General features: G+C 61.1%; 24 protein-coding genes. 16 read left to right on the top strand and 8 right to left on the bottom strand.

Annotated features, from left to right (window positions below; all coding sequences use genetic code 11):
• Nucleotides 1-10: 10 nt before the first annotated feature.
• From gspD to ACFC5L_RS10945, 12 genes are read left to right on the top strand one after another with little or no spacing between them, the layout of a single operon-like run.
• The gene (gene gspD / locus ACFC5L_RS11000) at nt 11-1,945 is read left to right on the top strand and encodes a type II secretion system secretin GspD (RefSeq protein WP_375202892.1); all 1,935 of its coding nucleotides are present in this window, start codon (nt 11-13) and stop codon (nt 1,943-1,945) included.
• Between the two features lie 15 nt (nt 1,946-1,960).
• On the top strand, nt 1,961-3,469 hold the full coding sequence (gene gspE / locus ACFC5L_RS10995; RefSeq protein ID WP_375202893.1) for a type II secretion system ATPase GspE: 1,509 nt from the start codon (nt 1,961-1,963) through the stop codon (nt 3,467-3,469).
• The gene (gene gspF, locus ACFC5L_RS10990) at nt 3,456-4,670 is read left to right on the top strand and encodes a type II secretion system inner membrane protein GspF (RefSeq protein WP_375202894.1); all 1,215 of its coding nucleotides are present in this window, start codon (nt 3,456-3,458) and stop codon (nt 4,668-4,670) included. Before gspE ends, gspF begins: the two co-directional genes overlap by 14 nt.
• A gap of 12 nt (nt 4,671-4,682) precedes the next feature.
• Entirely contained in the window at nt 4,683-5,135 is a 453-nt protein-coding gene (gene gspG / locus ACFC5L_RS10985; RefSeq protein ID WP_375202895.1) for a type II secretion system major pseudopilin GspG, read from the top strand.
• Nucleotides 5,122-5,670, top strand: a complete 549-nt coding sequence (gspH, locus tag ACFC5L_RS10980; RefSeq protein WP_375202896.1) for a type II secretion system minor pseudopilin GspH — start codon at nt 5,122-5,124, stop codon at nt 5,668-5,670. The genes gspG and gspH overlap by 14 nt, the downstream gene beginning before the upstream one ends.
• Nucleotides 5,654-6,028, top strand: coding sequence for a type II secretion system minor pseudopilin GspI (gene gspI, locus ACFC5L_RS10975; RefSeq protein ID WP_375202897.1), 375 nt, complete (start codon nt 5,654-5,656; stop codon nt 6,026-6,028). The genes gspH and gspI overlap by 17 nt, the downstream gene beginning before the upstream one ends.
• A complete protein-coding gene (gene gspJ, locus ACFC5L_RS10970) occupies nt 6,025-6,678 on the top strand; it encodes a type II secretion system minor pseudopilin GspJ (RefSeq protein ID WP_375202898.1) in 654 nt (217 codons plus the stop codon). The genes gspI and gspJ overlap by 4 nt, the downstream gene beginning before the upstream one ends.
• Nucleotides 6,675-7,640: a type II secretion system minor pseudopilin GspK gene (gene gspK, locus ACFC5L_RS10965; RefSeq protein WP_375202899.1), complete on the top strand. Its 966-nt coding sequence runs from the start codon at nt 6,675-6,677 to the stop codon at nt 7,638-7,640. Before gspJ ends, gspK begins: the two co-directional genes overlap by 4 nt.
• Nucleotides 7,637-8,830, top strand: a complete 1,194-nt coding sequence (gene gspL, locus ACFC5L_RS10960; protein ID WP_375202900.1) for a type II secretion system protein GspL — start codon at nt 7,637-7,639, stop codon at nt 8,828-8,830. The genes gspK and gspL overlap by 4 nt, the downstream gene beginning before the upstream one ends.
• Nucleotides 8,827-9,285, top strand: a complete 459-nt coding sequence (gene gspM, locus ACFC5L_RS10955; protein ID WP_375202901.1) for a type II secretion system protein GspM — start codon at nt 8,827-8,829, stop codon at nt 9,283-9,285. Before gspL ends, gspM begins: the two co-directional genes overlap by 4 nt.
• Nucleotides 9,285-10,058: a type II secretion system protein N gene (locus tag ACFC5L_RS10950; protein WP_375202902.1), complete on the top strand. Its 774-nt coding sequence runs from the start codon at nt 9,285-9,287 to the stop codon at nt 10,056-10,058. Before gspM ends, ACFC5L_RS10950 begins: the two co-directional genes overlap by 1 nt.
• Nucleotides 10,055-10,558: a hypothetical protein gene (locus ACFC5L_RS10945; protein WP_375202903.1), complete on the top strand. Its 504-nt coding sequence runs from the start codon at nt 10,055-10,057 to the stop codon at nt 10,556-10,558. The genes ACFC5L_RS10950 and ACFC5L_RS10945 overlap by 4 nt, the downstream gene beginning before the upstream one ends.
• Nucleotides 10,559-10,591: 33 nt before the next feature.
• Here ACFC5L_RS10945 and ACFC5L_RS10940 read toward each other — a convergent pair whose 3' ends face one another.
• Nucleotides 10,592-11,350, bottom strand: coding sequence for a ZIP family metal transporter (locus ACFC5L_RS10940; protein WP_375202904.1), 759 nt, complete (start codon nt 11,348-11,350; stop codon nt 10,592-10,594).
• A gap of 258 nt (nt 11,351-11,608) precedes the next feature.
• On the opposite strand from ACFC5L_RS10940, the gene ACFC5L_RS10935 reads away from it, so the two are divergent.
• Nucleotides 11,609-12,607, top strand: coding sequence for a cation diffusion facilitator family transporter (locus tag ACFC5L_RS10935; RefSeq protein WP_375202905.1), 999 nt, complete (start codon nt 11,609-11,611; stop codon nt 12,605-12,607).
• A 9-nt stretch (nt 12,608-12,616) separates the two neighbouring features.
• Here ACFC5L_RS10935 and ACFC5L_RS10930 read toward each other — a convergent pair whose 3' ends face one another.
• From ACFC5L_RS10930 to ACFC5L_RS10900, 7 genes are all read right to left on the bottom strand, one after another.
• Nucleotides 12,617-13,963 carry a putative O-glycosylation ligase, exosortase A system-associated gene (locus ACFC5L_RS10930; RefSeq protein WP_375202906.1) on the bottom strand — a complete coding sequence of 449 codons (1,347 nt, stop codon included), beginning with the start codon at nt 13,961-13,963 and terminating at the stop codon, nt 12,617-12,619.
• Between the two features lie 87 nt (nt 13,964-14,050).
• Nucleotides 14,051-15,055 (bottom strand): P1 family peptidase, encoded by a 1,005-nt coding sequence (locus tag ACFC5L_RS10925; RefSeq protein ID WP_375202907.1) that lies wholly within the window; start codon nt 15,053-15,055, stop codon nt 14,051-14,053.
• On the bottom strand, nt 15,052-16,668 hold the full coding sequence (locus tag ACFC5L_RS10920) for a dipeptide ABC transporter ATP-binding protein (RefSeq protein ID WP_375202908.1): 1,617 nt from the start codon (nt 16,666-16,668) through the stop codon (nt 15,052-15,054). The genes ACFC5L_RS10925 and ACFC5L_RS10920 overlap by 4 nt, the downstream gene beginning before the upstream one ends.
• Entirely contained in the window at nt 16,665-17,504 is an 840-nt protein-coding gene (locus ACFC5L_RS10915) for an ABC transporter permease (RefSeq protein ID WP_375202909.1), read from the bottom strand. Before ACFC5L_RS10915 ends, ACFC5L_RS10920 begins: the two co-directional genes overlap by 4 nt.
• On the bottom strand, nt 17,501-20,050 hold the full coding sequence (locus tag ACFC5L_RS10910) for an ABC transporter substrate-binding protein (protein ID WP_375202910.1): 2,550 nt from the start codon (nt 20,048-20,050) through the stop codon (nt 17,501-17,503). Before ACFC5L_RS10910 ends, ACFC5L_RS10915 begins: the two co-directional genes overlap by 4 nt.
• Nucleotides 20,051-20,255: 205 nt before the next feature.
• Nucleotides 20,256-21,122, bottom strand: a complete 867-nt coding sequence (hemF, locus tag ACFC5L_RS10905; RefSeq protein WP_375202911.1) for an oxygen-dependent coproporphyrinogen oxidase — start codon at nt 21,120-21,122, stop codon at nt 20,256-20,258.
• 70 nt (nt 21,123-21,192) lie between these two features.
• Nucleotides 21,193-21,651: a tRNA (cytidine(34)-2'-O)-methyltransferase gene (locus tag ACFC5L_RS10900; protein ID WP_375202912.1), complete on the bottom strand. Its 459-nt coding sequence runs from the start codon at nt 21,649-21,651 to the stop codon at nt 21,193-21,195.
• 155 nt (nt 21,652-21,806) lie between these two features.
• Between ACFC5L_RS10900 and petA the strand changes: the two genes are divergently transcribed.
• Genes petA through ACFC5L_RS10885 form a run of 3 tightly spaced genes read left to right on the top strand, consistent with a single transcriptional unit; the run spans nt 21,807 to nt 24,646 of the window.
• Entirely contained in the window at nt 21,807-22,403 is a 597-nt protein-coding gene (gene petA / locus ACFC5L_RS10895) for a ubiquinol-cytochrome c reductase iron-sulfur subunit (RefSeq protein ID WP_375202913.1), read from the top strand.
• A gap of 14 nt (nt 22,404-22,417) precedes the next feature.
• Nucleotides 22,418-23,710, top strand: coding sequence for a cytochrome b (locus ACFC5L_RS10890; RefSeq protein ID WP_375202914.1), 1,293 nt, complete (start codon nt 22,418-22,420; stop codon nt 23,708-23,710).
• Between the two features lie 24 nt (nt 23,711-23,734).
• Complete coding sequence (locus ACFC5L_RS10885; RefSeq protein ID WP_375202915.1) at nt 23,735-24,646, top strand: cytochrome c1; 912 nt, start codon at nt 23,735-23,737, stop codon at nt 24,644-24,646.
• Nucleotides 24,647-24,652: the final 6 nt, after the last annotated feature.

Raw genomic sequence — 24,652 nt, 5'->3', positions numbered from 1 at the left:
TGGCGCGTTTGTGTCTTCGGCTGCGCACGCTCAGGAAAATTGCGGGGACCCTCTGAATTATGAAGGCGCTGACATCAACGCCGTCATCGATGAAATCGCGATCCGCACGGGCCGCACCTTTTTGCTGGACCCACAGGTGCAGGGGCGCGTGACCGTGAAATCGCCGCCTAATGGCGGGCTTTGCGCCGACGAAGCCTGGGAGCTGTTCCAGGCGATGTTGCGCGTCAATGATTTCGTGGCGGCGCCCGTAGGCGACGGCAAATACCGCATCGTGCCCTTGCAGGAAGGCGCACGCACGGCCGGGCCGGTGGGCGAGGGCGTCGGTTCCGATCTCACAACCGAGATCGTGCGCCTCAATTATGTGGACGCGCGCGAGGCGGCGGCTAATCTCGCACAGATTATCGGCAATAACGGCGTGGTCAGCCCTGTGCGCTCGGGCAACGCCGTCATCATCGTCGACACGGCGGACAATGTTGAGCGTATTCGCGAAGTGTTGAGACAGCTCGATCGCGACGCCACCGTTTATCGCACCATTGCGTTACAGCACGCCTCGGCGACGGAGATCGCGCGCCTGGTGCGTGAGCTGGCGCAGGAATTATCCGAAGAAAATGGCGGCCGCTCGACTTATAGCGTTGTTGCGGTCGAGGCGAGCAACTCGCTTTTGGTGCGCGCTGAGCCCGCCCTCATGCGCCGGCTTGAGCTTGTGATCGGCGAGCTCGATCAATATGGCGAGGCGACGTCGGAGCTTGCGGTTGTTTATCTGAAACACGCTGACGCCGAGGAACTGGCGCCGCTTTTGGAGGATGTCGCCAACAACACGCGGAGCGCAGCATCGGCTGAAGGGGCGTCGGCCCCCAATCGCACCACGATCTCGTTCCACAAGCCGACCAATTCCATCATCATCAATGGCGATGCGAATTTGCAGCGCACGCTTCAGAACGTCATCAGCCAGCTCGATGTGCGCCGGGCGCAAGTGCTGGTCGAGGCAATCATCGTCGAAGTCTCCGATACGACGGCGCGCCGTCTTGGCGTGCAGTATTTTCTCACCGGCAGCGAGGACAACGGCGTTCCTTTTACGGCGACCAATTTCTCCTCGGCGCAGCCGAATATTCTGGGCGCCGCTGGTGCGGCCCTGCTTCGCGGCGGCGGATACCCGACCGGACTTTCCGACGATGCCGCCGATGATGTCGCTGACGATCTCGCCGAAGCGGCGCTGACCTCGCTTCTCGGCGTCAATGGATTTTCCCTCGGCGGCGGCGTCGATCTCGGCGGCGGCAATATCTTCGGCGGCATCCTGACGGCGATTAAGGCCGACACAGACTCCAATGTTCTTTCGACCCCGTCGGTCGTCACCCTTGATAATGAGACGGCGCGGCTTCAAGTGGGGCAGGAAATTCCGATCACGACCGGCGAAGCCGTGGGCGATAACTTCTCCAATGCTTTCCGCACCGTTAGCCGGGAACAGGTCGGCGTCATTCTTGAAGTGACGCCCCAGATCAATGACGGCGACACGGTCACCCTTGAGATCATTCAGGAGATTTCCTCTATCGCCGGACCAATCATTGCTGAATCTACCGATCTCATCACCAACAAGCGCGAGATCACGACAACGGCGCTGGTTGACAATGGCGACATCCTCGTTATTGGCGGGCTGATCGACGACCAGCGCGAAGATATAGAAGACAAGGTGCCGCTGCTTGGCGACCTGCCGGGCGTCGGCAATCTTTTCAAGTCGAGTTCGAAAGAACGCCGCCGCCAGAATTTGATGGTGTTTATCCGGCCAACGATCATACGCGACCGCGAAACGGCGACGGCTGCGACGCGGCGGAAATTCGATTATATGCGGGCGCGCGAACTCCTGCGCAGCGGCGAGCCGACGTCAGAGATGGAGCGCCTGATAAATGACGTGACGGGCGCCGGTACGCCCGCCGCGCAACCGGAATAGCGCGCGGAAGACCTTATGAGTGAAACAACCGCAAGAGCGGCGAGCAGGCTCGCCTACGCCTTTGCCAAAGAGCGCGGTCTTATCGTGCTTGACGGCGAAGCGCGGCCGGTTGTTCTGGGCGCGCGCGTCAAAACGCCGGATCCCTGGGCGGTCATCGAGGCGCGGCGCGCTGTTGGCGCTCCTGTCACCATCGACATCCTGCCGGCCGACGCCTTTGAGCGCCGGCTTTCGGAAATATATTCGGTCGAAGGCATTTCAACGGCGGATCTCGATCTTGACGGCGACGACGCCGATCTGGCCTCGCTCGCGGAAGGCCTGCCTAAAACCGCAGATTTGCTCGACAGCGAAAACGATGCGCCGGTGATCCGGCTCATCAACGCGCTCATCGCCGAGGCGGTGAAGGTCAAAGCCTCGGACATTCACATCGAACCTTATGAAAAAGCGCTGTCTGTGCGGTTGCGCATTGACGGCGTGTTGCGGGAGATCCTGTCCTTGCCGTCGCGGATGACGCCGGTTTTAACCTCGCGCGTGAAGGTCATGGCCCGCCTTGATATCGCCGAGCGCCGCGTCCCGCAGGATGGCCGCATCTCACTGGCGCTTGGCGGCAAGACGGTGGATGTGCGCGTGTCGACCCTGCCGGCGCGGTTCGGTGAGCGTGTGGTCATGCGTATCCTTGATAAGGACGAGGCCCGCCTCGATCTCGACGGGCTCGGCATGCCCGCGGAAATTCTGACGCGGTTTAAGCATGTGCTGGCGCGGCCGAACGGGATCGTGCTCGTCACCGGCCCGACGGGTTCTGGCAAGACGACGACGCTTTATGGCGCGCTGACGCTGTTGAATGAACCGAGCCGCAACATCCTCACCGTTGAAGATCCGGTGGAATACGCCATCGAAGGCGTCGGCCAGACGCAGATCAATCCGAAAGTAGGGATGACCTTCGCGACGGGATTGCGCGCGATCCTGCGTCAGGACCCTGACATCGTCATGGTCGGCGAGATCCGCGATGTTGAAACGGCGGAGATCGCGGTGCAGGCGTCGCTCACCGGTCACCTCGTTCTGTCGACCGTGCACACTAATTCGGCGGCGGGCGCGATTACGCGCCTGCGCGATATGGGCGTTGAGGCGTTCCTTCTTTCCTCCACGATCGCCGCCGTCATGGCGCAGCGGCTGGTGCGGCGGCTCTGTCCGTCCTGCAAGACGCCCTATGCGCCGGACGCCGCGACAAGGCGGCTTCTGGGCGCCGGCGAACATGAAGAAGTGACGCTCTATCATCCGGCCGGCTGCGGACGCTGCAATCATACCGGTTACGAAGGACGGATCGGCGTCTACGAACTGATTGTCGTCGACGAAAAGCTCAAACGCCTCATTCATGACGGCGCCAATGAACAGGATATTGCCGGCTACGCATTTGCGCATGGAGAAACGCTGCAGCAATCCGGCCTCCATCATGCGCGCGCCGGCGTCACCTCGCTCGAAGAAGTCCTGAGGGTTGTGCATCAGGAGGATGACGATGCCGGCCTTTGAGTATGAAGCCCTTGACCTTGGCGGGCGCTCAAAAAAAGGCGTGCTTTCGGCCGACAGCCAGCGTCACGCGCGCCAGGAATTGCGGCGCATGAAACTGACGCCGGTGCGGCTCTCAGCTCCGCGCAGCGAGACCGCGTCCGGCGCTTTTGGCGCTGAGAAACCGCGCGTCAAACAGGGCCAGCTCGTCATGATGACGCGGCAATTGTCAGCGCTGATTGGCGCCGGCACGCCTTTGGAAGAGGCGCTCCACGCCGTCGCGGTGCAATCGGAATCCGGTCCCGCCCGCACGCGGATGATTGCGGTTCGCGAGCGCGTCATGGAAGGCTGGCGCTTCGCGGACGCGCTCGCCGAAGACGAAAAATCATTCCCGCCGCTTTATCGCGCCGTGATCGCCGCGGGTGAAACCTCCGGCGATCTTGGCGGCGTGCTCGACCGGCTTGCTTCGATGCTGGAAAAGAACCGCGCGATTCAGAACAAGGCGGTCGCGTCGCTGATCTATCCGGCGGCGCTGATGGTCATCGCGGGCGGCGTCGTGACGGCGCTCATGGTCTTCGTGGTGCCGAAGATCATCGACCAGTTCAACAGTTTCAACGCCGAGCTGCCCTTGCTCACGAAAATCGTTGTCGGCTTGTCGAACTGGACCGTCAGCTATGGGCTGTTCGCCCTTCTTCTTGCTGCGGTTTTGGCCGCGGCCTTCTGGCGGGCCATGAAGGAGCCGGGCTTCAAGCTCGCGGTCGACCGGTTTATGCTCAAGGTTCCGGTTTTGGGGCGGCTGTCGCGGGCTGTTGACGGCGCCCGCTTCGCCCGCACTCTGGCGACGCTGTTTTCCGGCGGCGCGCCCTTGCTGGACAGCCTTGTCGGCGCCCAGCGCACCGTGGCGAACAGCTATATCCGTTCGCGTCTCGACCGCACGGTGACTATGGTGGGCGAGGGCGCATCGCTCGCCGCTGCGATCAAGCGCGCGGATGTGCTGCCGCCCATGCTGACCCATATGATTGCGGCGGGGGAGCGTTCCGGCGCCCTGTCAGAGCTTCTGGACAAGGCTGCGCTGCAACTGGAAGAAGAATTCGACACGGCGTCGACGGTGGCGCTAAGGCTGCTCGAACCCGCCATCATTGTCGCCATGGGCGGCGCGGTGCTCGTCATTGTTCTGTCAATATTGATGCCGATCCTGCGCATTAACACGCTGGCTGTCGGTTAAGGGAGACGACTTATGAAAAAAAATCTGAAACGCCGCCAGAAAGGCTTTTCGCTGGTTGAGTTGCTCGTCGCGCTTGCGATCCTTGCGCTTATTTCGGCGATTGTCGTCATCAATGTTCTCCCCGCGCGCGACAAGGCGGCGGTCGATACGGCGAAGATCGACATTGGCGTCATTGAAAGCGCGCTCGATCAATATCGCCTCGACATGCTGAACTATCCGACATCGCAGCAGGGGCTTGAGGCGCTGATCAATGTTCCTTCCGATGCGCGCAACGCCGGCAATTATCGTCCCGGCGGGTATTTGCGCGGCGAAGTGCCGACGGACCCCTGGGGCAATCCATATCAGTATGAATTTCCGGGCGATCGCGGCGGCGCCTATGACCTTTTCTCTCTTGGTGCGGATGGCGAGCCCGGCGGCGAGGGATTGAATGCGGATATCGGCAACTGGGCGGATGAAAACAGATAGGCATCATTCGGGACTGAGAAGTCAGCGCGGATTTTCGCTGGTCGAAATCCTTGTTGTGCTGGCTCTGGCGGCCATGGTGGCGGGCATAGTCGTCATCAATGCGCCGCCCGGACGCAGTGACATCCGCCGCACTGCCGAGCGCCTGGCGGCAAGGTTTGATTTCGCGGCTGAGGACGCCGTGACCGAAGGCGCGCTCATTGGCATGCGTCTCGGGGAGACTGGATATTCGTTCTACCGCTATGAGCGCGGTGAGTGGAAAGAAGATGTTGCGCCGCGCCTTAATGCGGAAAATTTTCCGGCGGATTTTTCCGTTGCGGTGACCCGTGAGGCGGCGGCGAAGAAAAACGAGCCGGAGATACGCAGGCCTGACGACCGCCGGCGTGAGGACGAAAAAATTGTCCGGCCTGATCTGCGCTTTCTCCCGACGGGAGAGACGACGCCGGTGACGGTGGTGTTTAAGGACCGGCGCGAGAGCTGGCGGGTGACGCTGGACGGTTCGGGCCATGTGGATGTGAGTGATGAAGACGGCGCGTAAAGCCCAACAAGGCGTAACGCTGGTCGAAACCCTGGTGGCGCTCGCCGTTATGGGGTTCGTCATCGGCGCGCTGCTTGTTCTCCTCGGGCAGAACACCCGCTTCGCCTCAGCCATGCGGGACCGGACCATGGCGTCAATCGCCGCCGACAATCTCATGGTCGAGGCGATGGTTCTGCGGGACGCTGCTGAAATTGGCGAAAGCGAAGGCGAGGTCACCATCGGCGGCGAAACGCTGCGCTACCGCCGCGCGGTGATCGAAACCGGCGTCGAAGATATTGTGCGGATTGAAATCGACATTCTTGCGCCGCGCACCGGCCAGCGTCTCGGCCATGCCGTTTCCATGCGGAGGACGTCATGAACTCCCGCGCACAAAGAGGCCTGACGCTGCCCGAAGTGTTGATCGCGCTTCTGGTCTTTTCTGCGATTGCGGCGACGGCGGTTTACGCCTTGCGTCTCGGCGTCGACAGCAGGGATCAGCTTGCAAGCGTTGATGATGAGCTCAAAGACTTTCAGATCGCACGCAGCCTGATCAAGGAAGATCTCGCGCAACTCTCCATGCGTGAAGTGCGCGACGAATTTGGCGACGGCCGCCCGGCGCCGTTTATGGGCAATCTCACAAGTTTCGGGTCGCGCCGGGAGGATGACGAACGCGTGCTCGCGTCCTTCGTGCGTGCGGGCTGGATCAATCCTGGCGCCGAGGAGCCGCGCAGCGCGCTTCAATATGTGGAATATGTATTCCGCGCCGGAGACCTGATCCGCCGCAGCCGCGCCTATCTGGACGAGGCGACCGACGCCGACATTTCCGAGCGCGTTCTCTTCAGTGAACTCATGGATGCGAGGGCGGTGTTCTTGTTGGGCGAGCAGCGCGGCGAGCTGGAATGGTCGGATATCTGGCCTGTCTCGGGCGGCGGCGGGCCGCCGCGCGCATTATCGATCACGCTGGAGCGCGAAGGGCGCGCGCCCATTGAACAGCTGTTCTGGATCGGTGCCATGGAGCGTCTGTCATGATGCGGCGGGAAAAACAAAAAGGCGCGGCGCTTCTGATCGTCCTTCTGCTGGCCGCGACGCTTTCTTTCGTGGCGCTGTCCGCCATGGAGCTGACGACGCGCGCCGCGGCGCGCACGGGCAATGTGACGTCGCGCGGCGAAGCCTTATGGCGGGCCTTTGCGGTTGAAACGCTCGCGCTTAGCGCCATTGAAGAGATTGCGTCTGCCGATAGCGGAATCATGTCGCTCGACGATCCCTGGGCGTCGGAGCCGGTGGAGCTGCCCTTTGACGATGGCGGCGCGCGCGTTTTTCTTGGCGACGGCACCGCCTGTTTCAATATCAACACGCTTGGCGCGGCGGCCAGTGGAACAGACACAAGCGAGGCGCAAGCTGAATTCATCCGTCTCGCCGGCCATCTTGGGATCAGCGAATTCGATGCCGCCGCACTCGGCGAGGCGATCGGTGACTGGATTGACGAAGACACCAACCGCCGCCCGCAGGGAAGCGAGGATGAATATTACACCGTGCTGCCGTCGCCTTATCGCACGGGAAACCAGCCCATGGCGTCCGTTTCAGAATTGCGCGCCGTAAAAGGCGTCACCCGCGAATTTTACGGCGCCTTGAAGCCCTATCTTTGCGCCATGGAGCGCGATGCGGCGTCCGTCATCAATGTGAACATGATGTCGGAGCGTCATGCGCCGGTGTTGGCGGCGGCGCTGGGCGGGGCCGTCACCCTGCAGGCCGCTTCGGACCTGATCGCCGCCCGGCCTCCCGGCGGCTGGGTGAGCGTCGATGCTTTTTTTGAAACGCCGCCGATTGGCGATCTGGACCTGCAAAATCAGGCGCATTTTGCCGTGACGTCGCGCTTCCTGATCGCCCGTGCAGAGATTGTTTATGATACTGCCTTACTGGAAATGACGTCCCTGATTGAAACCGGCGACCGCACAAGAGTGCTTGCGCGCCGGCTCGGAGCGGAAGAGTGAACGAAACCTTAATTCTCCTTGTCGGTGATACGCCGGACGATCCCGTCCGGTGGGCGTTTATCGGCGAGGAAGATATTCTGGCAGCGGACACGGCGCAAAGCGTCGCCGGGCTGTCGGCGATTGCTGAGCGCGCGCGTTCGGCGCGTCTCGTCGCCTGCGTCTTGCGCGGTGAAAAAGCGACCATGCGCGCCTTGCCGGTTCCGCCGAAGTCAGCCGCCCAGTTCCGGGCTGCGTCAAGCCTGCTCCTCGAAGACGATCTCGCCGAGAGCCTTGAGCAGATTCACGTTGCGACGGCGCGCCATGACAGCGGAGCGGGGATCGCGCTCGCGGTGAAGAAATCCGAGCTTGAGCTCTGGGTGACGGCGCTGGCGGAGGCGGGCCTGTCGCCGGACCTTATTACGGTCGATTATGCGCTGACCCCGATGTTTGATGGTCGCGCTGTCATTCTTGAAACGTCCGATCGGGTGATTGGCGTTATTGGCCTGCGGGGATTTGCGATTGAAAAGCCGCTCGCCGCCGATCTCATGCCGGCGCTCCTGAATGATGAGGATCTGCGCAAGGTCATCGCCTTTACCCCGCAACCTGTCATGGGCTTGCGTGATGACATCGAAATCGATCAGCGCGGCGCCATGAACCTTGAAGGCCTGATCGGATTTTTTGCCGAAGGGCTGGATCAGGCGCCTAACCTGATGCAGGGCGCTTATCGAAAGCGGCGTGACTGGCGCGCGGCCGTCGGACCATGGCGCAGGGCGGGACTGCTTGCGGCCGCTTCGGTCGCCGCCTTGCTGCTCGTCAATGTCGCCGGGCTTGTGCGCGACTTGCGCACGGCGGAACGCCTGAAAGACGATACGATTGCGCTTCATGAAACCGCCTTTCCCGACGCGGCGGACGCCGATCCGCGCGCCTATGCGCGCCAAGTGCTGGGATCCGGCGGCGGCGGGCGCTCGTTCCTCACCATTTCCAACGCGCTTTCCGAAAGTCTGGAAGGGTCCGCCGGCATTCAAATCGACCGCATCCGTTATAACGGCGCGCGCGATGAATATTCGATCAATCTGCGGTTCGGCGACATCAGCCAGATCGAAACGCTGAAAGGCATGCTTGAAGCGCGCGGGCTCGCCGCGGCGGAGGCGGGCGGCGTGCGGCGGACCGGCAATGTCTATCTCGGTGAATTAAGGGTGAGTGCGTCATGAGCTGGTGGCATGATCTTTCCGCGCGCGAACGCATTTTGATTCTTGTTGCAGGCGGGCTCGCCGGCGTTCTGTTCCTGTCGCTTGCGATTGTGCGTCCCTTGGCCGATCTTCGCGCAGACGCCGCCCGCAAGGCTTCGGCGGCGCGTGACGGATATGAGCTGACGGCCGCCGCCGCTGCGGTCTCCGGCGGGGCGGATCCATCGTCTCTGCAGGGCAATTCGCCCTTGCGCCAGGCGATCCTTGAAACCGCACGCAACGCAGGCGTAGAGCTCGTGCGCATCGGCTCGGAAAATAACGGCCAGATTGAAATTCAGGCGGCGCCCGTCTCTGGCGATGTTTTCTTTCAATGGCTGGCCCTGATGCAAAATCGTTACGGCGCCCGGGTCGCCACCGCCGATATCGCTCGCGGCGATGACGGCATGGTCACGCCGCAAATTCTTGTGCTGGAGCGGTAATGACAGCGCAGCCGCAATCATGGACATCGCTGCGCGCGCCACTGGTTGCTGGCGCTGTCATCTTTCTTGTCACGGTGATCGCCTCGATACCGGCCAGCGCGATTTCACTTTTTGCAGACAACAGCGGCGCGCTTGCCTATGCCGAGACGCGGGGCACAATCTGGGACGGGGAGCTTCATTCAGCGTCTGTATCGGGCGTTCCCCTCGGCGATGTCGCCTTCAGCTTGGCGCCGGTTTCTCTCTTGAGTTTTTCACCGGAAGTGACGCTCTCAACCAGCGGCGCCATTCGGGGCTCCGGAACCTTTTCCGTCGGTGGCGGCGGCCGTGTTTCACTGCGCAATGTAAAGGCGGATATCAATCTGGCTGCCGTCGCTGTGCGGGGACTTTTGGGAGAACCGGCAAGCGGCGAAGCGCGCCTTGAGATTGAACGTCTCGATTTCAGCCCCGAAGACGGCTGCCGTCAGGCTGCGGGAACATTATGGACGAACGCCCTCGACGCGCCCACGAAGCGGTATAATCTGCCGGCGCTGCCGCTCAGTGGCGGGATCTCCTGCGTGGGCGATCAGCTTGAGGTGACGCTGGCGGGTGAGAATGCGCGGATGGCGGCGGATGTCCGCCTGCATCTCAAACCGACGCTGGCTTACGAAGTGACGGCGACGGCGCGCGCGTCGGAGGAAAACATCGCCTCCGCCTTGCGGGTCTTCGGTTTTGAAGATGATAATGGCTCGCTGACCTATGGGTCGGCCGGCATTTTGACGGGAGCGGGATCATGAAGATATTCAGGCTTTCTTCTTTTGCGCTTCTTGGTCTCGCCGGCGCCTGCGCCACGCTGGGAACAACAACACCTAAAGCGCAGCACTCAGAAGGCCCGGTCAGCGTTGATCTCGCCAGCGAGGCTGCGGGCGCGCAAGGGTTGCGCCCGATTGCCGATGCGAAGCTGCCGGACGAATCTTGCGGCATGGTTTTGTGGACTTTGGAAGGCCGGCGTCCGGCGGCGGTGTTTCGGTTCGTCTCGGGCGACGAAGCGGACATCAACATTGCCGGAAAGCCTGTAACCCTGAAGCGAACCGATTATTCGGGCGCCGCCGGATTTGGCGTTTTCGAGCGTCAGACTTTTGACAGCGGCGACGGCGTTTCGGTTGAAGTCTCCGCCCGCTTTGGACTTGGCTTTGAGGGCGGCGCCTATCTCGAACAGGGGCTCATCAAGGTTCGCGACAAGAGCGGCTGGAGCATGGTGTCGCCGACGGCGGGCATCGCCGGCTGTAAGAACTAACCGGTCCCGCGCAGCCGGACTTGCCGGTTTTCATTAATGCAGATGGCCGCCGGACATCTTTTCGAACAGGATCGCCGCGGTCCCGAAAACGACGCCCAGCATGGCGATGTCATAACCGCGCTTGTGCGGCGTCTTCGTCGCATGGGGACCGAGATGAAAGATCAGCACGTAAATGAGGGCGCCGGCGGCCGCGCCCAGCATCGCGGCGATCGGCGGCGCGCTGGCCAGGCTGAAAATCGACTGCGCGCTGATAGTTCCCGCAACGGTTGTCAAAGCCGCCGCTATGAACGCAAGCAGGATCGCGCGCGAACGCTGCAGGCCCGCTTGCGCCAGAAGCGCATAAGCGATGACGCCTTCGGGAAACTCATGGAACAAAAGACCGCCTGTGGCGAGCCATCCTGTGAACGCTTCCTCCCAGAAAGAGGCGGCGTAAACGGCGCCGTCGAGAAAGGAATGCGCCGCAAGCCCGATAATGGAGACATAGCCGAAGGTGAGCGCTGCGCCTTCAGGTTGCCGGGCGACGGCCGTCTGCACGCCCATGCCGATCAGCACCATGGCGACAAAACCCGCCAGCACCCAGCTTAACGCCGATATGGATATGCTCGCGGCTTCAGGGATGAGGTGGAACACAACGCCCACCGTCAGGAGACCCACGGCGAAAGCGGCGCAATAGGCGCTATTGCGTTGCGCCCAGCCGCTGAACGACGCCATGGCGAAAATGCCAAACGTGCTCATGGCGGCGGCCACAAGGCTCGCAATCAGCCCATTGATGATGATGCTGTCCCCAACCAAACCTGCAGGGCCCCTTCCTGCCTTTTAACTCCAGCGCTTTAGGACTTGTCCTAACCCCAAAACGATCAGGATGATAGCAATGAAGATGTTATCACGTCACTTTTTTTGCCCTGGCGAGGCAGTTTTATGGTGAACAGATCGTGTTGAATTTCCTGTGAAATGTCGGCGGTTTACCTTGCTCTCGCAGGTGCGTGCAGACTACAGTCCGCCAGCTTGTAAGACCTCCGCGCGTAGAAAACGACGAGAACCGGCGAGCGCATGGATAACTGCACCCACCAGCACCACCTGCAGCCTGTCGGCAAAGTGACGGGCCGTCTTTTGATGGCGTTGGCGGTTATCGTCGTCTTTATGGTGATTGAGGTCATCGGCGGCCTTATTTCAGGCTCGCTCGCGCTCCTGGCCGACGCCACGCACATGCTGACCGATGCGCTCGCGCTCGGGCTTGCGGCGAGCGCGCAATTCTTTGCGGCGCGCCCGGCTGATAATCGTCTTCATTTCGGCTACCGGCGGGCGCAGGTTCTCGCCGCTTTTGTAAACGGCGTCCTGCTCGCAATCCTGCTGGTGTGGATCGTGTTTGAGGCGGTGCATCGCTTCCTGACGCCTGTAGAGGTGAACGCCAGCTTGATGCTGTGGGTTGCGGTCGCCGGTTTTGTCGCGAACGCCATCGCCTTCTTCATTCTTCATCGCCGCGACGAACAAAATCTCAATATGCGCGGCGCCTTGCTGCATGTGGTAAGCGACCTTCTGGGATCGGTCGCTGCGATTATTGCAGCGCTCGTCATCGCCGCGACCGGATGGCTGGCGATCGATCCGATTTTGTCTATCGGCGTCGCCTTCCTGATCGGCGTGTCGGCGCTGCGGCTGGTGCGGGAGACGGGTTATATTCTTCTTGAAGGCGCGCCGGCCGATATCGACATCGCGGAACTGGAAACGGAACTCCTGGCCGCTGCGCAGCAGATCAAGAGCATCCATAACATCCAGATTTCGCAGATCACGCCCGAACAGCCCCGTCTCACCATGCATGTCAGCGTCGCCGATGCGCGCGATGCGGCGGGCGCGTTGACAGAGGCCAAGGCCTATCTCGAAAAACGCTACGGCATTCATCATTCTACAATTCAGGTGGAAATCGGTGAGGAGTGCCCTGACGCTGGCGCGGCGCATGGCGAAAACCATGCCCAGACGCATAATCACGAGACAGCGCATCGCGGCGTTTCGCTGAAGACACAAGGCGGCGCGGCGGCCTTCGCCGCCGACTAGACCCTTCCATCAAGGCGCCGGTTGAGCCGGTTTTTCCGGTTCGCCCAGAATTTCCTTGAGGCGTTTGCGTCCGCGCCAGTTGCGCATGCGCGCTTTGCGCAGGGCGTAACCTTCCGGTTTGCCGTCAGCGACGGCCATTTTGCTCAAAGCGGCAATGAGCGCGATGACGACAAGATAGCCATCCCACATTTCCAAAGACACGGAGGCCCCGCCGATGGCGAACACGGCGAGCGACATTTGGGCGTAATAGGCGAACCGCCATTTCCATGGCGCCAGTCGCTCATTGTTGCGGGAAAGATAGATGCGCCAGGCCGTCAGCTGCGCCGCCGCCAGCAATGAGAGATAAATGAAAAGCCCGACGAAGCCCGAGCCGCCCAGCACTTCGAAGTAGATACTGTGTGCGGCTTTTGCGCGTTCGGCGCGCTCGATATCGACTGATTGCGCGATCTCCTTTTCATAGGAGTTTCTGAGACCGGCGCCGGTCATGGGGTGTTCGACGGCAAGTTTGTAATTGATCACCCAGGCGTCGACGCGTCCCATGAAAGATGCGTCCTGCGTCGCTTCCCCGATGGTGCTCATGCGTTCAGTCCATTTGCCGGGCATGAAAGCGATGGTCGGCGCCATGACCAGAACGAGCCCCGCGAGAATGACGAATTTATGTTTGGCGCGGATCCAGAAAAACCCGCTGAACGCGACCAGCGCGAGAAACGCGCCGCGGGACTGGGTGCCGATAATGGCGATAATCGCGAGACAGAAAAGCGCAAGAAGTCCTTGCCGCACGATGGGCCGCGCCGACTCGTCGCGCAGATAAAGAATGAGGGGCAGGATCGTCGCAACCGCGATGCCGAAATGATTGTTGTCTTCAAGGACGGTGTTGGGCAATCCCTGCACCCGGAATTGGCCGAGCGTTGCAAAGGTGAACGCGGCGCCTTTGGCGGCGAAAAATCCGATAGAGGCGACCATCGTCCAGACGAGCGCGTTGAAGCGCAGCTTGCCCGCCGCCATCTGGGCGCAAAGGACGATGAAGAGAAGCGTCTTGATAAACCGGTCGTGGTAAATGCCGGAGTTTTCCGGATTGAGGGAAAACGCCTGCGCGACCATTAACCAGCCGCCGAACAGAATGATCAGCACCGTCACAGGGTCGAAGCGGAACTTCGCGATTTCGCCGGATACAATATAGGAGGCGATGGTGACCCCGGCGATGATGACGTTCAAGGGAATGCCGTAGACGCCGAACGCCGCCTGATGCGGGGTCATGAGCGTAAACCACGCCCAGGTCAGGAGGCCGGCGAAAGGATGGCGGATCGCCGCCGCAAGGCAAAGCGCCGTAAAACTGAGCAGAATAAAATCGCGCATGCCAGTCGCCGCAGGTTCATTGCGGGAAAATCCCGCTTCCGATTAAGCATATATACAAGGAACAGGCCGCTGGCGGCGGCTCTATAGTTAACGATTGGCTTCGTAAACGGCGCGGGCGATGGCGCGGGTGAGGCAGTCGGACGCCGCGGCGCCGATCCGCGCCACAAGGCCGTGCCGCATGGGTTGAGGATCGGCGGGCAATTCTTTTTCGGCCGTGGCGACAGCGAAAACGATGTCGCCGTCAAAGGCGGTGTGGGCGGGCCGCACGGCGCGGGCGATGCCGTCATGAGCCATCATGGCGACGCGCTTTGTCTCCACATTGGTTAAGTCGGCGTTGGTCGCGATGACGGCGATTGTGGTGTTGGCGCCGGCCTGGGCGCGAAAGTGCAGCCGGGAATAGTCGGGAAAGGGTTCCGGCAGTTCATGGAGCGTCGGCGGGTTCTTGCCGCCAAATTCGCCGCCGATTTCATAAGCCCAGGCGTGAAAGGTTTCTCCGTCGGCCATATAAACCGATCCGACAGGATTGGCGGCGACGAGCGCGCCGACAACGACGCCGCCCTCGAGGACAAGCGATGCGGAGCCGAGCCCGCCTTTCTCAACGCCGGCCATGGCGCCGCGGCCGGCGCCTGTCGCCCCGAGGTCGAATTCGGCGCTGGCGTTTCTGGCGGCCTTAGTCCCCAAGGCGCGATAGGGCGGCGCCTCTCCCCATTCCTTGTCGCCGTCATTGCCGAGATCGTGCAGAACGGCGGCCGGCACGATCGGGATCGCCGGCCCCTTGTCGCTGAGTTTCAGGCCGACGCCATCTACGGAAAGCGCGCTGGCGGCGCCGTCCGCGGCGGCGAGGCCAAAGACAGAGCCGCCGGTCAACACAATCGCATCGGCGCGGCCGACGAGATTTTCGGAGGCCAGAACGTCCGTTTCGCGTGTCCCCGGCGCGCCGCCGCGAACATCCACCGCCGCCACGAAGCTGTGCGCGCAGCGCAGCACCGTCACGCCGGTCTGAACTTTTTCATCCGTTGCGTTGCCGACCGAAATTCCGGCTATATCGGTGATCAGGTTGCGGGGACCCGGCTTTAAGACGTTACTGCTCATTTTTCATCTCCGGCGGTCTCTCCAGCCTTATGGCGCCATCTTATCACAGGCGCGGCGGCGATGAGGCGCTTGGTATAATCATTTTCCGGTTTGGCGAAGATGTGATCGGTTTCGCCGGTTTCAACGATCTGGCCGTCTTTCATCACCAGCACCCGGTCAGCGATGTCGCGGATGACGGAAAGATCGTGCGTGATGAACAAAAACGACACGTCTCGCGACGCAGACAGGGATTGCAGGAGCTCAAGGATGTGATTGCGGGAGGCGATGTCGAGGGCTGAGGTCGCCTCATCCAGCACAATGACTTCCGGTTCCGTCGCCAGCGCCCGCGCAATGGCGATGCGCTGGCGCTGGCCGCCGGAAAAAGCATGGGGATGTTTGTCGAGCGCAGTCTTATCCAGCCCGACGCTCTCAATCAGCATTGCGGCGCGCGCGCGTTGTTCATCCTGCGTCATCGGCGTGTCGAACAGATGCAAGGGTTCGGCGAGAATATCGGCGATGCGCTGGCGCGGATTGAAACTGGAATAGGGGTCCTGAAAGACGATCTGGATTTTCCGCCTGAGCCGGCGCATGGCGGCTTTGTCCCGTGCGGGAAAACCCTCGCCGCCAATCGACGCGCAGCCTTCCGCGACAGGATGAAGGCCGAGCAGCGCTTTCGCCAGTGTGGACTTGCCGCAGCCGGACTCGCCCACAAGCCCCAGTGTTTCGCCCTTCATGATGTTGAAACTGGCGTTATGGACTGCGCGAAAGACGGATGGTTCTGAAAACAACGAGCGGCGGGCATTGATATAGTCGCAGGAGATGTCCTCCGCTTTCAGGGCGATTTCTGCGCCCGGCGCGATGGCGTCGCGTTTCACGCGCGCGGGAATAAACTCTCTCGCAAGCGCCGCATCGGCATGCGCATAGAATTCATCGGCGCTTTCGTCAGCGACGATGCGGCCTTCTTTCATCACAGCGATCCGGTCTGAGATGTGTGAGACGACGGCGAGATCATGGGTGATGAGAAGAAGGGCGCATCCGTCTTCCTTGGCGAGGCTTTTCAGGAGCTCGAGAATTTCCGCCTGCGTCGTCACGTCGAGGGCGGTGGTCGGTTCGTCGGCGATCAGCACTTTCGGCTTCATGGCGATGGCGATGGCGATCACAGCGCGCTGGCGCTGGCCGCCGGAAAGCTCATGCGGGCGCCGGTCGGGGGAGACTTCCTCCGGCGGCAATCCGGCTCGGACAAGCGCAGTTTTCGCTCTTTCCATGGCCTCGTCGCGGCTGATCTTTTGATGGGTGAGAAAGGTTTCGGCGATCTGGGCGCCGATGGTTTGCAAAGGATTGAGCGCCGTCATGGGCTCCTGAAACACCATGGCGATCTTGCGTCCGCGAACATCGCAGAGTGTACGCTCGTTCATGGAGAGGACGTTCTCGCCGTCAATCATGATGTCGCCGGTGATCTGCGCGGCGCGCGGCGCAAGGCCCATCATGGCGAGCGCGGTCATGGACTTGCCGGAGCCTGACCGGCCGATAAGCCCCGTGATCTCGCCTTCACGCAACGCAAAATTGACGCCGTCAAGGATAGCGGCATCGCCAATCGCAAGCGAAACATTGTTGAGACGAATAGCTTCGGTCACATCGCCCCCACAATGCGATGGGGATCGAAACGGCGGCGCAAGCCATCGCCAAGCTGGTTCAGCCCGAAAACAAAAAGAAAAATCGCAAGGCCCGGAAAGATCGCCAGCCATGGCGCGAAGCTGACCATGGTCTGGCTCTCTGCGAGCATGCGTCCCCAGCTCGGCGCTGGCGGTTGTGCGCCAAGCCCCACATAGGAGAGCGCGGCTTCCGCCAGCACTGCGAGCGAAAACTGCACCGTCGCCTGAACGATAAGTGTCGGCGCGACATTGGGTAGAATATGTTCAAGTGAAATCTGAAAACGGCTTTTGCCCGCCGTTTGCGCGCTCATGACAAAGCCGCGCGTCCAGATGGGCAGCGCCGCGCCGCGCGTCAGACGCGCGAAAACCGGGATGTTGAAAACGCCAATGGCGATAATGGCGTTGATGGCGCCGGGACCGTAAACGGCGGTGATGAGGATGGCGAGAATGAGCGCCGGAAAAGCGAAGACGACATCATTCATGCGCATGATTGCGTCTTCGATGACGCCGCGCGTTCCCGCCGCCAAAAGCCCTAAAGGAACGCCGACAACCATGCCGATGCCAACGGCGACTAGCGCAACGATGATGGACGTGCGCGCGCCCACCATGATCATGGACAGAACATCGCGGCCGAGATGATTGGTGCCGAACAGATGGGCCAAGGAAGGCGGCGCAAGGCGGGCGTCTGCGTCTATGACGCCGACATTGTGGGGCGTCCAGATAAAGGAAAACAGCGCCATCACAACAAAGAAGGCGACAATGACTGCGCCTGCGGCGAGGCTTTTGTCATGACGCAATGTTGCCGTGAGGGCGCTCATCGCCGGCCTCCGTGAAGCCGCGGGTCGACAATGGCGTAGGCGAGATCGATGAGAAAGGCGATTGCGACAACGGTGAAGACAAGCGCCATGACGACGCCTTCAACCACGATCAGGTCGCGCTGGGCGATGGCCTGAAACACCATGCGGCCGAGACCGGGCAGATAGAATACATTTTCGATGATGACGCCGCCGGCGATCAAAAACGCAAACTGCAAGCCCAGGATTGTCAGCACCGGAATAAGCGCATTGCGCAGGGCGTGGGCGATCAGGGTTTCGCGGCGGGTGAGGCCTTTCGCCCGCGCTGTGCGGATATAGTCCTCGCGCAGGGTTTCGATTGTCGATGATCGCATGATTTGCGTCAGGATGGCCGCCTGAGGAATAGCAAGCGCAAGCGCGGGAAGAAACAGCGCCTTAAACGCCGGAAAGAAACCGGCGTCCCAGCCCGGAAACCCGCCGGCGGAAAACCATCGTAAAGTGACAGCGAAGACCATCACCAGCAAAATCGCCAGCCAGAAATTCGGAATGGCGACGCCGGCCTGGGCCGCCGCAATGATGGACTTGCCGCTCGTCTGGTCGCGCCGCGCGGCGGCGGCAAGGCCCGCAGGAATGCCGATCGCCGTTGAGATGGCGAAGGCGAGGAGGGCGAGCGGCAAGGACACCCAGATACGTTCCGCCATCAATTCCGCGACCGGGGTCCGGTAGGTGTAGCTGATCCCGAAATCGCCCATGGCGAGGCCGCCGATCCAGTGCGCATAGCGTGTCATGAGTGAGTGGTTGAGCCCCAGTTCCTCTCTCAGGGCTTCAACAGCCGCAGGATCAGCGTTGAGCCCCATCATGAAGGCTGCCGGATCGCCGGGCGCAATTTCGATCAGAAAGAAGATGACAAGCGAGGCGATGAACAGCGTCAAGGCCATGGAGGCTGCGCGGCTGGCGAGATAAGCGGGGCTCGCCTTTGCGAAGATGGCGACAAGGGTAAAGGCGGCCGCAATGAACACGAAAATGGGCCAGAGCGGCAGACTGCTTGTTCCATGGGCGCCTGGCGTGAGCGGCGCACGGCCGGCGACGTCCGCTTGAGTGAGGTCGTTCGCCTGCACCGGCGCATTGGCCCAGACGCCGGTCACGTCTTTCGACCAGACGGCGATTTTCGGACCCGATGCGATGAACACGTTCACGGCGTCCTTCGCGATAATCCTTTGCGCCTCGCGAAGCAGCGCGTCACGCTGCGCCGGATCGTTCTCACCACGGAGTTTTGCGATCACGTTGTTGAAGGCGTCGCTGCGATACTGAAAATAATAATCGTCGCGGGCGTAAATATCGATATCGAGCGGCTCTGTGTGCGAGACGATGGTGAGGTCGTAATTCTTGTTGGCGAAGATCTGGTCGAGCCATTGCGCCCATTCGATATTGCGGATGTCGACCTTGACACCGACGGCTTCAAGCTGCGCCGCGATGACCTCGCCGCCGCGCCGGGCATAGGCGGGCGGCGGCAGCGCGAGCGTGGTTTTGAAACCGTCTGGATAGCCTGCGTCGGCGAGAAGGCGCTTCGCCTCCGCCGGGTCATAGGGATAAAGGCCCGTCAGATCCTCGTAGGCAGGGTGATGCGGCGGAAAATGGCTGCCGATGGAAGTTCCGAAGCCGAAAAGTCCCGCCTTGATGACGGCGTTCTTGTCGATGGCGTGATTGAGCGCACGGCGCACGGCGATATCGTTGAAAGGCGGCTTGCCGTTGTTGATCGCAAGAATCATTTCGCCTTCGCCGGTGCCGGTGACGATCTTGAAACGATCGTCGCGTTCGATGAGCCCGAGATTTTCCGCAGCCGGATAGTTGGGAAAGCCGTCAACATCGCCCGCCATGAGGGCGGCGAAAGCGGCCGTCGGATCAGGAATGAAAATGAAATTGATCTGGTCGAGGTTCGAGCGGTCACCCCAATAGTTTTCGTTGCGAACGAGAGTCGCCGAAGCGCCCTTGCGCCAGCGTGAAAATTTGAACGGCCCCGTGCCGACCGGATGGCTGGCGTTCGTTGCAGCGCTTTCCGGCGCGACGATGACGGCATCGCCCCAACCGAGATAGGTTGGAAAGGCGCCGAGCGGTTCTTTCAGTGTGATCCGGACGGTATAGGCGCCGGTCGCGCGCACCTCTTCGATCATCTCAAAGATCGGACGTTGCGCGTTGGTGGATGTCGGCGCCTTGGCGCGGTTCAGGGTGAAGACAACATCATCCGCGTCAAACACGGTTCCGTCGTGAAATGTGACGCCTTCGCGCAGCTTGAAATCATAAACGCGTCCGTCATCGGAAACGGTCCAGCGTTCCGCGAGCAGGGGCGAAACGGACCCGTCTTCATTGATGCGGGTCAGGCCCTCAAACAGATTGGCGTAAACAACCTCGTCGATCGCCGCCGCGGCGCCGCTGGTGGGGTCGAGATTGGGCGGTTCGAGCTGCACGCCGATATTGAGCGCCCCGGCGGCGAAGGCGGCGGACGGACAAACCATCGCCGCCGCCAGAATGAAAAGGGCGCGCAGCATCGTCAGACGAAACATGTCGGCCATGGCCGGCATTGGCGCTCCTTTAAGGGCGGCGTCGGATTTTCCTTACTTATCAGGGTTTTCCAACAGCTCAAGGAGACTGTCATCCCGGACGCGCTGCGGCATGCAATGCTGCTGCGCAGAGCGGGATCTCGTGAGAAAGGAGATCCCGTGTCAGCGACGCATCACTAAGTGCTGCGTCGCGCACGGGATGACGGCGGAAAGGTCCTTATGGCCATTTGGCTTCCGGCGGCAGGGAAGAGAGGATGGAATCCACATTTCCGCCGGTCTTGAGGCCAAAGGTCGTGCCGCGATCATATAACAGGTTGAACTCGGCGTAGCGCCCGCGCTGGATCAGTTGCTTTTCGCGGTCGTCATCGGTCCAGGGCTGGTCCATGCGTTTGGCGACAAGCGCCGGATAGATGTCGCGGAACGCCTTGCCCACATCCTGGGTGAAGGCGAAATCCTTGTCCCAGTCGCCTGAATTATGCCGGTCATAAAAAATGCCGCCGACGCCGCGCGGTTCGTTCCGGTGTGGCAGGTAGAAATATTCATCGCACCATTTTTTATATTTCGGAAAATATTCCGCATCGTGAGCGTCGCAGGCGGCTTTATAGGCGGCGTGGAACGCTTGCGCGTCTTCATGACCCTCGTCGCGATAGGCGGGGTGCATCGGGTTCAAGTCCCCTCCGCCGCCGAACCACCATTTCGTGGTCACGATCATGCGCGTGTTCATATGCGCGGCGGGCGCGTGGGGATTGCGGGTATGCGCAATCAGCGAAATCCCTGAAGCCCAGAATCGCGGGTCCTCTTCGGCGCCGGGTATTTGTTTGCGGAATTCTTCTGAAAATTCTCCATGGACGGTGGAGACGTGGACGCCCGCTTTTTCGAAGACGCGGCCTTTCAGTATGCCCATTTGCCCGCCGCCTTGGTTGGGGCCGCGCTCCCATGGCGTGATCTCGAACTTGCCCGGTTCCATATCCGCGTAAAGATCGCCGGCCTCGCGCTCCAGGCGCTCATAAGAGGCGCAAATCTGATCGCGTAAGGATTCAAACCAGGCTTTGGCGGTTTGTTTTTTTTCTTCGAAATCGGACATTGGAAGCTCCACTAAAAACACTTGCGCCGCATCGCCGGAGTTGAGGCCGGTTTCATTGCGCCGGATCAACTTAACCCGCGTCAGACCATCCCACCTGCCGCCGGGCTTCAGCGAGGGCCACCGCCGCCGCGACCGTCACATTAAGAGAGCGCGCCCCGGGGGCGAGGGGGATTTTGAGCCGCGCGTCCGCCCGGTCATGGACCTCGTCCGGGGCGCCGGCGCTTTCCCGGCCCATGAGAATGATGTCATCGGGGCGGAAATCGAAATCCCAGATGGTCTCGTCCGCCTTGGTGGTGAGGAGGACGAGCCGGCCGGTCCCGACGCTCTCCAGAAACGCCGTCCAGCCCGAATGCGCCCGCGGGGCCGCCGCCTCGGTCCCGTAATCCATCGCCACCCGCCGGACCTCGCGCGAATCAAGCGGAAAACCGCAGGGCTCAATCACGTCCATCCCGGCGCCGAAACAGGCTGCGGCGCGAATCGCCGCGCCCACATTCTGGGGAATATCCGGCTGGTAAAGGGCAAGGCGCATGAAGCTGTTTTTCCAAGAAATTCCGGCGCTGTGGCTGGCTCATAGCGACGCTAGGCCGCAGCGCCTCGTCGCCTAGACTTTGTACATAGGACATGTCAAACACCCCCGCGATTCTTTCCTTCCGGGGCACACATTTCCAAGGGCGTGAGACGGACATGACGACATCCGACGTGAGCGAAGACGGCGAACCGACCCGCCGCGACTTTATCCATATTTTTGGCGCGGCCACGGCGGCCGCCGGTGCTGGCGCGGTCCTGTGGCCGCTGGTGCATCAGATGAATCCCGACGCCTCGGTGCTGGCGCTGTCGACCAAGGAAGTCGATCTTTCGTCGGTGCCAGTCGGTCAGGCCATCAAGGTGATGTGGCAGGGCAAGCCGGTCTTCATTCGTCATCGCACGGCGGCTGAGATCACCGAAGCTGAAGAAACGCCTCTGTCGTCCCTGAAGGACGATGTCGCCCGAAACGACAATTTGTCCGGCGCGCCTGAAGCAACCGATGACGCCCGCGTCACCGCATCCGATGGCGTCGCCCGTCCGGAATGGCTGATCCTTGTGGGCGTGTGCACCCATCTCGGTTGTATCCCGCTCGGCACCAGCGCCGGTGAGAACCGCGGCGATTACAATGGCTGGTTCTGTCCTTGCCACGGATCGCATTACGACATCGCGGGCCGCATTCGCAAAGGTCCGGCGCCGGAAAATCTTCCCGTGCCGCCTTACCAGTTTGTGACCGATACTGTCGTCAAGATCGGCTAGGAGAGCGAGAAACAATGAGCCACGTTTCCAACTACAAGCCGTCGACCGGCATCGAGAAATGGCTGGACAAGCGCCTGCCGATCGTTCGCTTTGGCGTCGATTTCATGGATTTTCCGACGCCGAAAAATCTCAATTACTGGTGGACCTTCGGCGCCATTCTCGCCGTCTGTCTCGTCATCCAGATCATCACCGGCATCGTGCTCGCCATGCACTACACGCCGCATGTGGACATGGCGTTCGCCAGTGTCGAACACATCATGCGCGACGTGAACTATGGCTGGCTGCTTCGCTATGTGCACGCCAATGGCGCGTCGATGTTCTTCCTCGCTGTCTTTATCCATATGTTCCGGGGGCTTTATTACGGCTCTTACAAGGAGCCGCGCGAGGTCGTCTGGATGCTGGGCGTTGTGATCTTCCTCCTGATGATGGCGACGGCGTTCATGGGCTACGTGCTTCCCTGGGGGCAGATGTCCTATTGGGGCGCGACGGTGATCACCAACCTGTTCTCGGCGATCCCGCTCGTCGGCGAATCGATCCGCACACTGCTCTGGGGCGGCTTCTCGGTCGATAATCCGACGCTGAACCGCTTCTTCTCGCTGCACTATCTCTTGCCGTTTGCGATCTTCGGCGTTGTGGCGCTGCACATCTGGGCGTTCCACACGTCAGGCAACAACAATCCTTCTGGCGTTGAAATCAAGGACGTCAAGAAAGACGCCGTGCCGTTCCACCCTTACTACACGGTGAAGGACGGCTTCGCGATTGTGGTGTTCCTGATCCTGTTTGCGGCTTTCGTGTTCTTTAACCCGAACAGCCTTGGTCACGCCGACAACTATATCGAGGCGAACCCGCTTTCGACGCCGGCGCATATCGTGCCCGAATGGTACTTCCTGCCGTTCTACGCGATGTTGCGCGCCATCACCTTCGATATCGGGCCGATCCCGGCGAAGCTTGGCGGGGTGATCACGATGTTCTCGTCGATCCTGATCCTGTTCGTGCTGCCATGGCTCGACACCTCTAAGGTGCGCTCCATGCGCTATCGCCCGATCGCGAAGCTTTGGTTTGTACTGTTTGTCATCGCCTGTCTCGCGCTTGGCTTCCTTGGCGGCAAACCGGCGGAAGGCGTCTATGTGATGTGGGCGCAGATCGCGACGGCGTACTACTTCGCCTTCTTCCTCATCATCCTGCCATTGCTCGGCATTCTGGAGACACCGAAGCCGCTGCCGCGCTCGATTTCCGAGGCCGTGTTGCACAAGGCGCCGAAACTTGAAACGTCCGCAGCGCCCGGCGCGCCGGCGGCTGCGGAATAGGGGACGTTCAAAGAGATGAATATCATGACGATCACCCGCACTATGATGGTTGCGCTTGTTGCCGCCGCCGCTGGCTCCGGTGCGGCGCTCGCCGCCGGCGGCAGTGAGAAACATCCCGAACACCAGCACTGGCACTTCTCAGGCCCGTTCGGGAAGTTCGACCAGAATGCGCTTCAGCGCGGCTATCAGGTCTATGAAACGGTCTGCTCGAACTGTCACAGCCTGGATCTGGTGGCGTTCCGCAATCTCGGTCAGAAGGGCGGGCCTTTCTATCTCGACAGATGTCCGGAAGGTTTTGGCGACAACATCGATTGCTCGAACCCGAACGACAATCCGGTCGTAAAGGCGCTTGCGGACAAGTATAAATATCAGGTCACCGATGGTCCCGATGACAGCGGCGACATGTTCCAGCGCGCGGCAGTGCCTTCGGACCACATTCCGGGGCCTTACGCCAATGAACAGCTTGCCCGCCTCGCCAACAACAATGCGTTGCCGCCGGATCTGTCATTGATCACCAAGGCGCGCAGCGGCGGACCTGACTATATCTACAGCCTGCTGACCGGCTATGAAGATGCGCCCTCGACCGTCGAGATGGCGGCGGGCCAGTATTACAATCCTTACTTCCCGGGCGACATGGCGCAGGTCATGAAGCCGGAATACATGCATGACGGCCATCCGGTCGAAGGCGTTTCCGTGCCGCCGGGCGGCGTGCTCGCCATGGCGCCGCCGCTTGCTGACGGCATCATCGAATATGGCGACGGCAGCCCGCAAACGGTGGAGCAATACGCCAAGGACGTCACCGAATTCCTGATGTGGGCCGCGGAGCCGAAGATGGAAGCGCGCAAGGCGCTCGGCGTTATGACGATTATCTATCTCGTCATCCTCGCCGGCATTCTCTACTGGTCCTATCGCAAGGTCTGGGCGGACCAGCATTAGAACGCC

The sequence above is a fragment of the Hyphococcus sp. genome, assembly GCF_041986965.1.
Lineage (GTDB): Bacteria > Pseudomonadota > Alphaproteobacteria > Caulobacterales > Parvularculaceae > Hyphococcus.
Note: the sequence above shows the minus strand (reverse complement) of the source record. Positions and strands in the feature narration are given on the sequence as shown.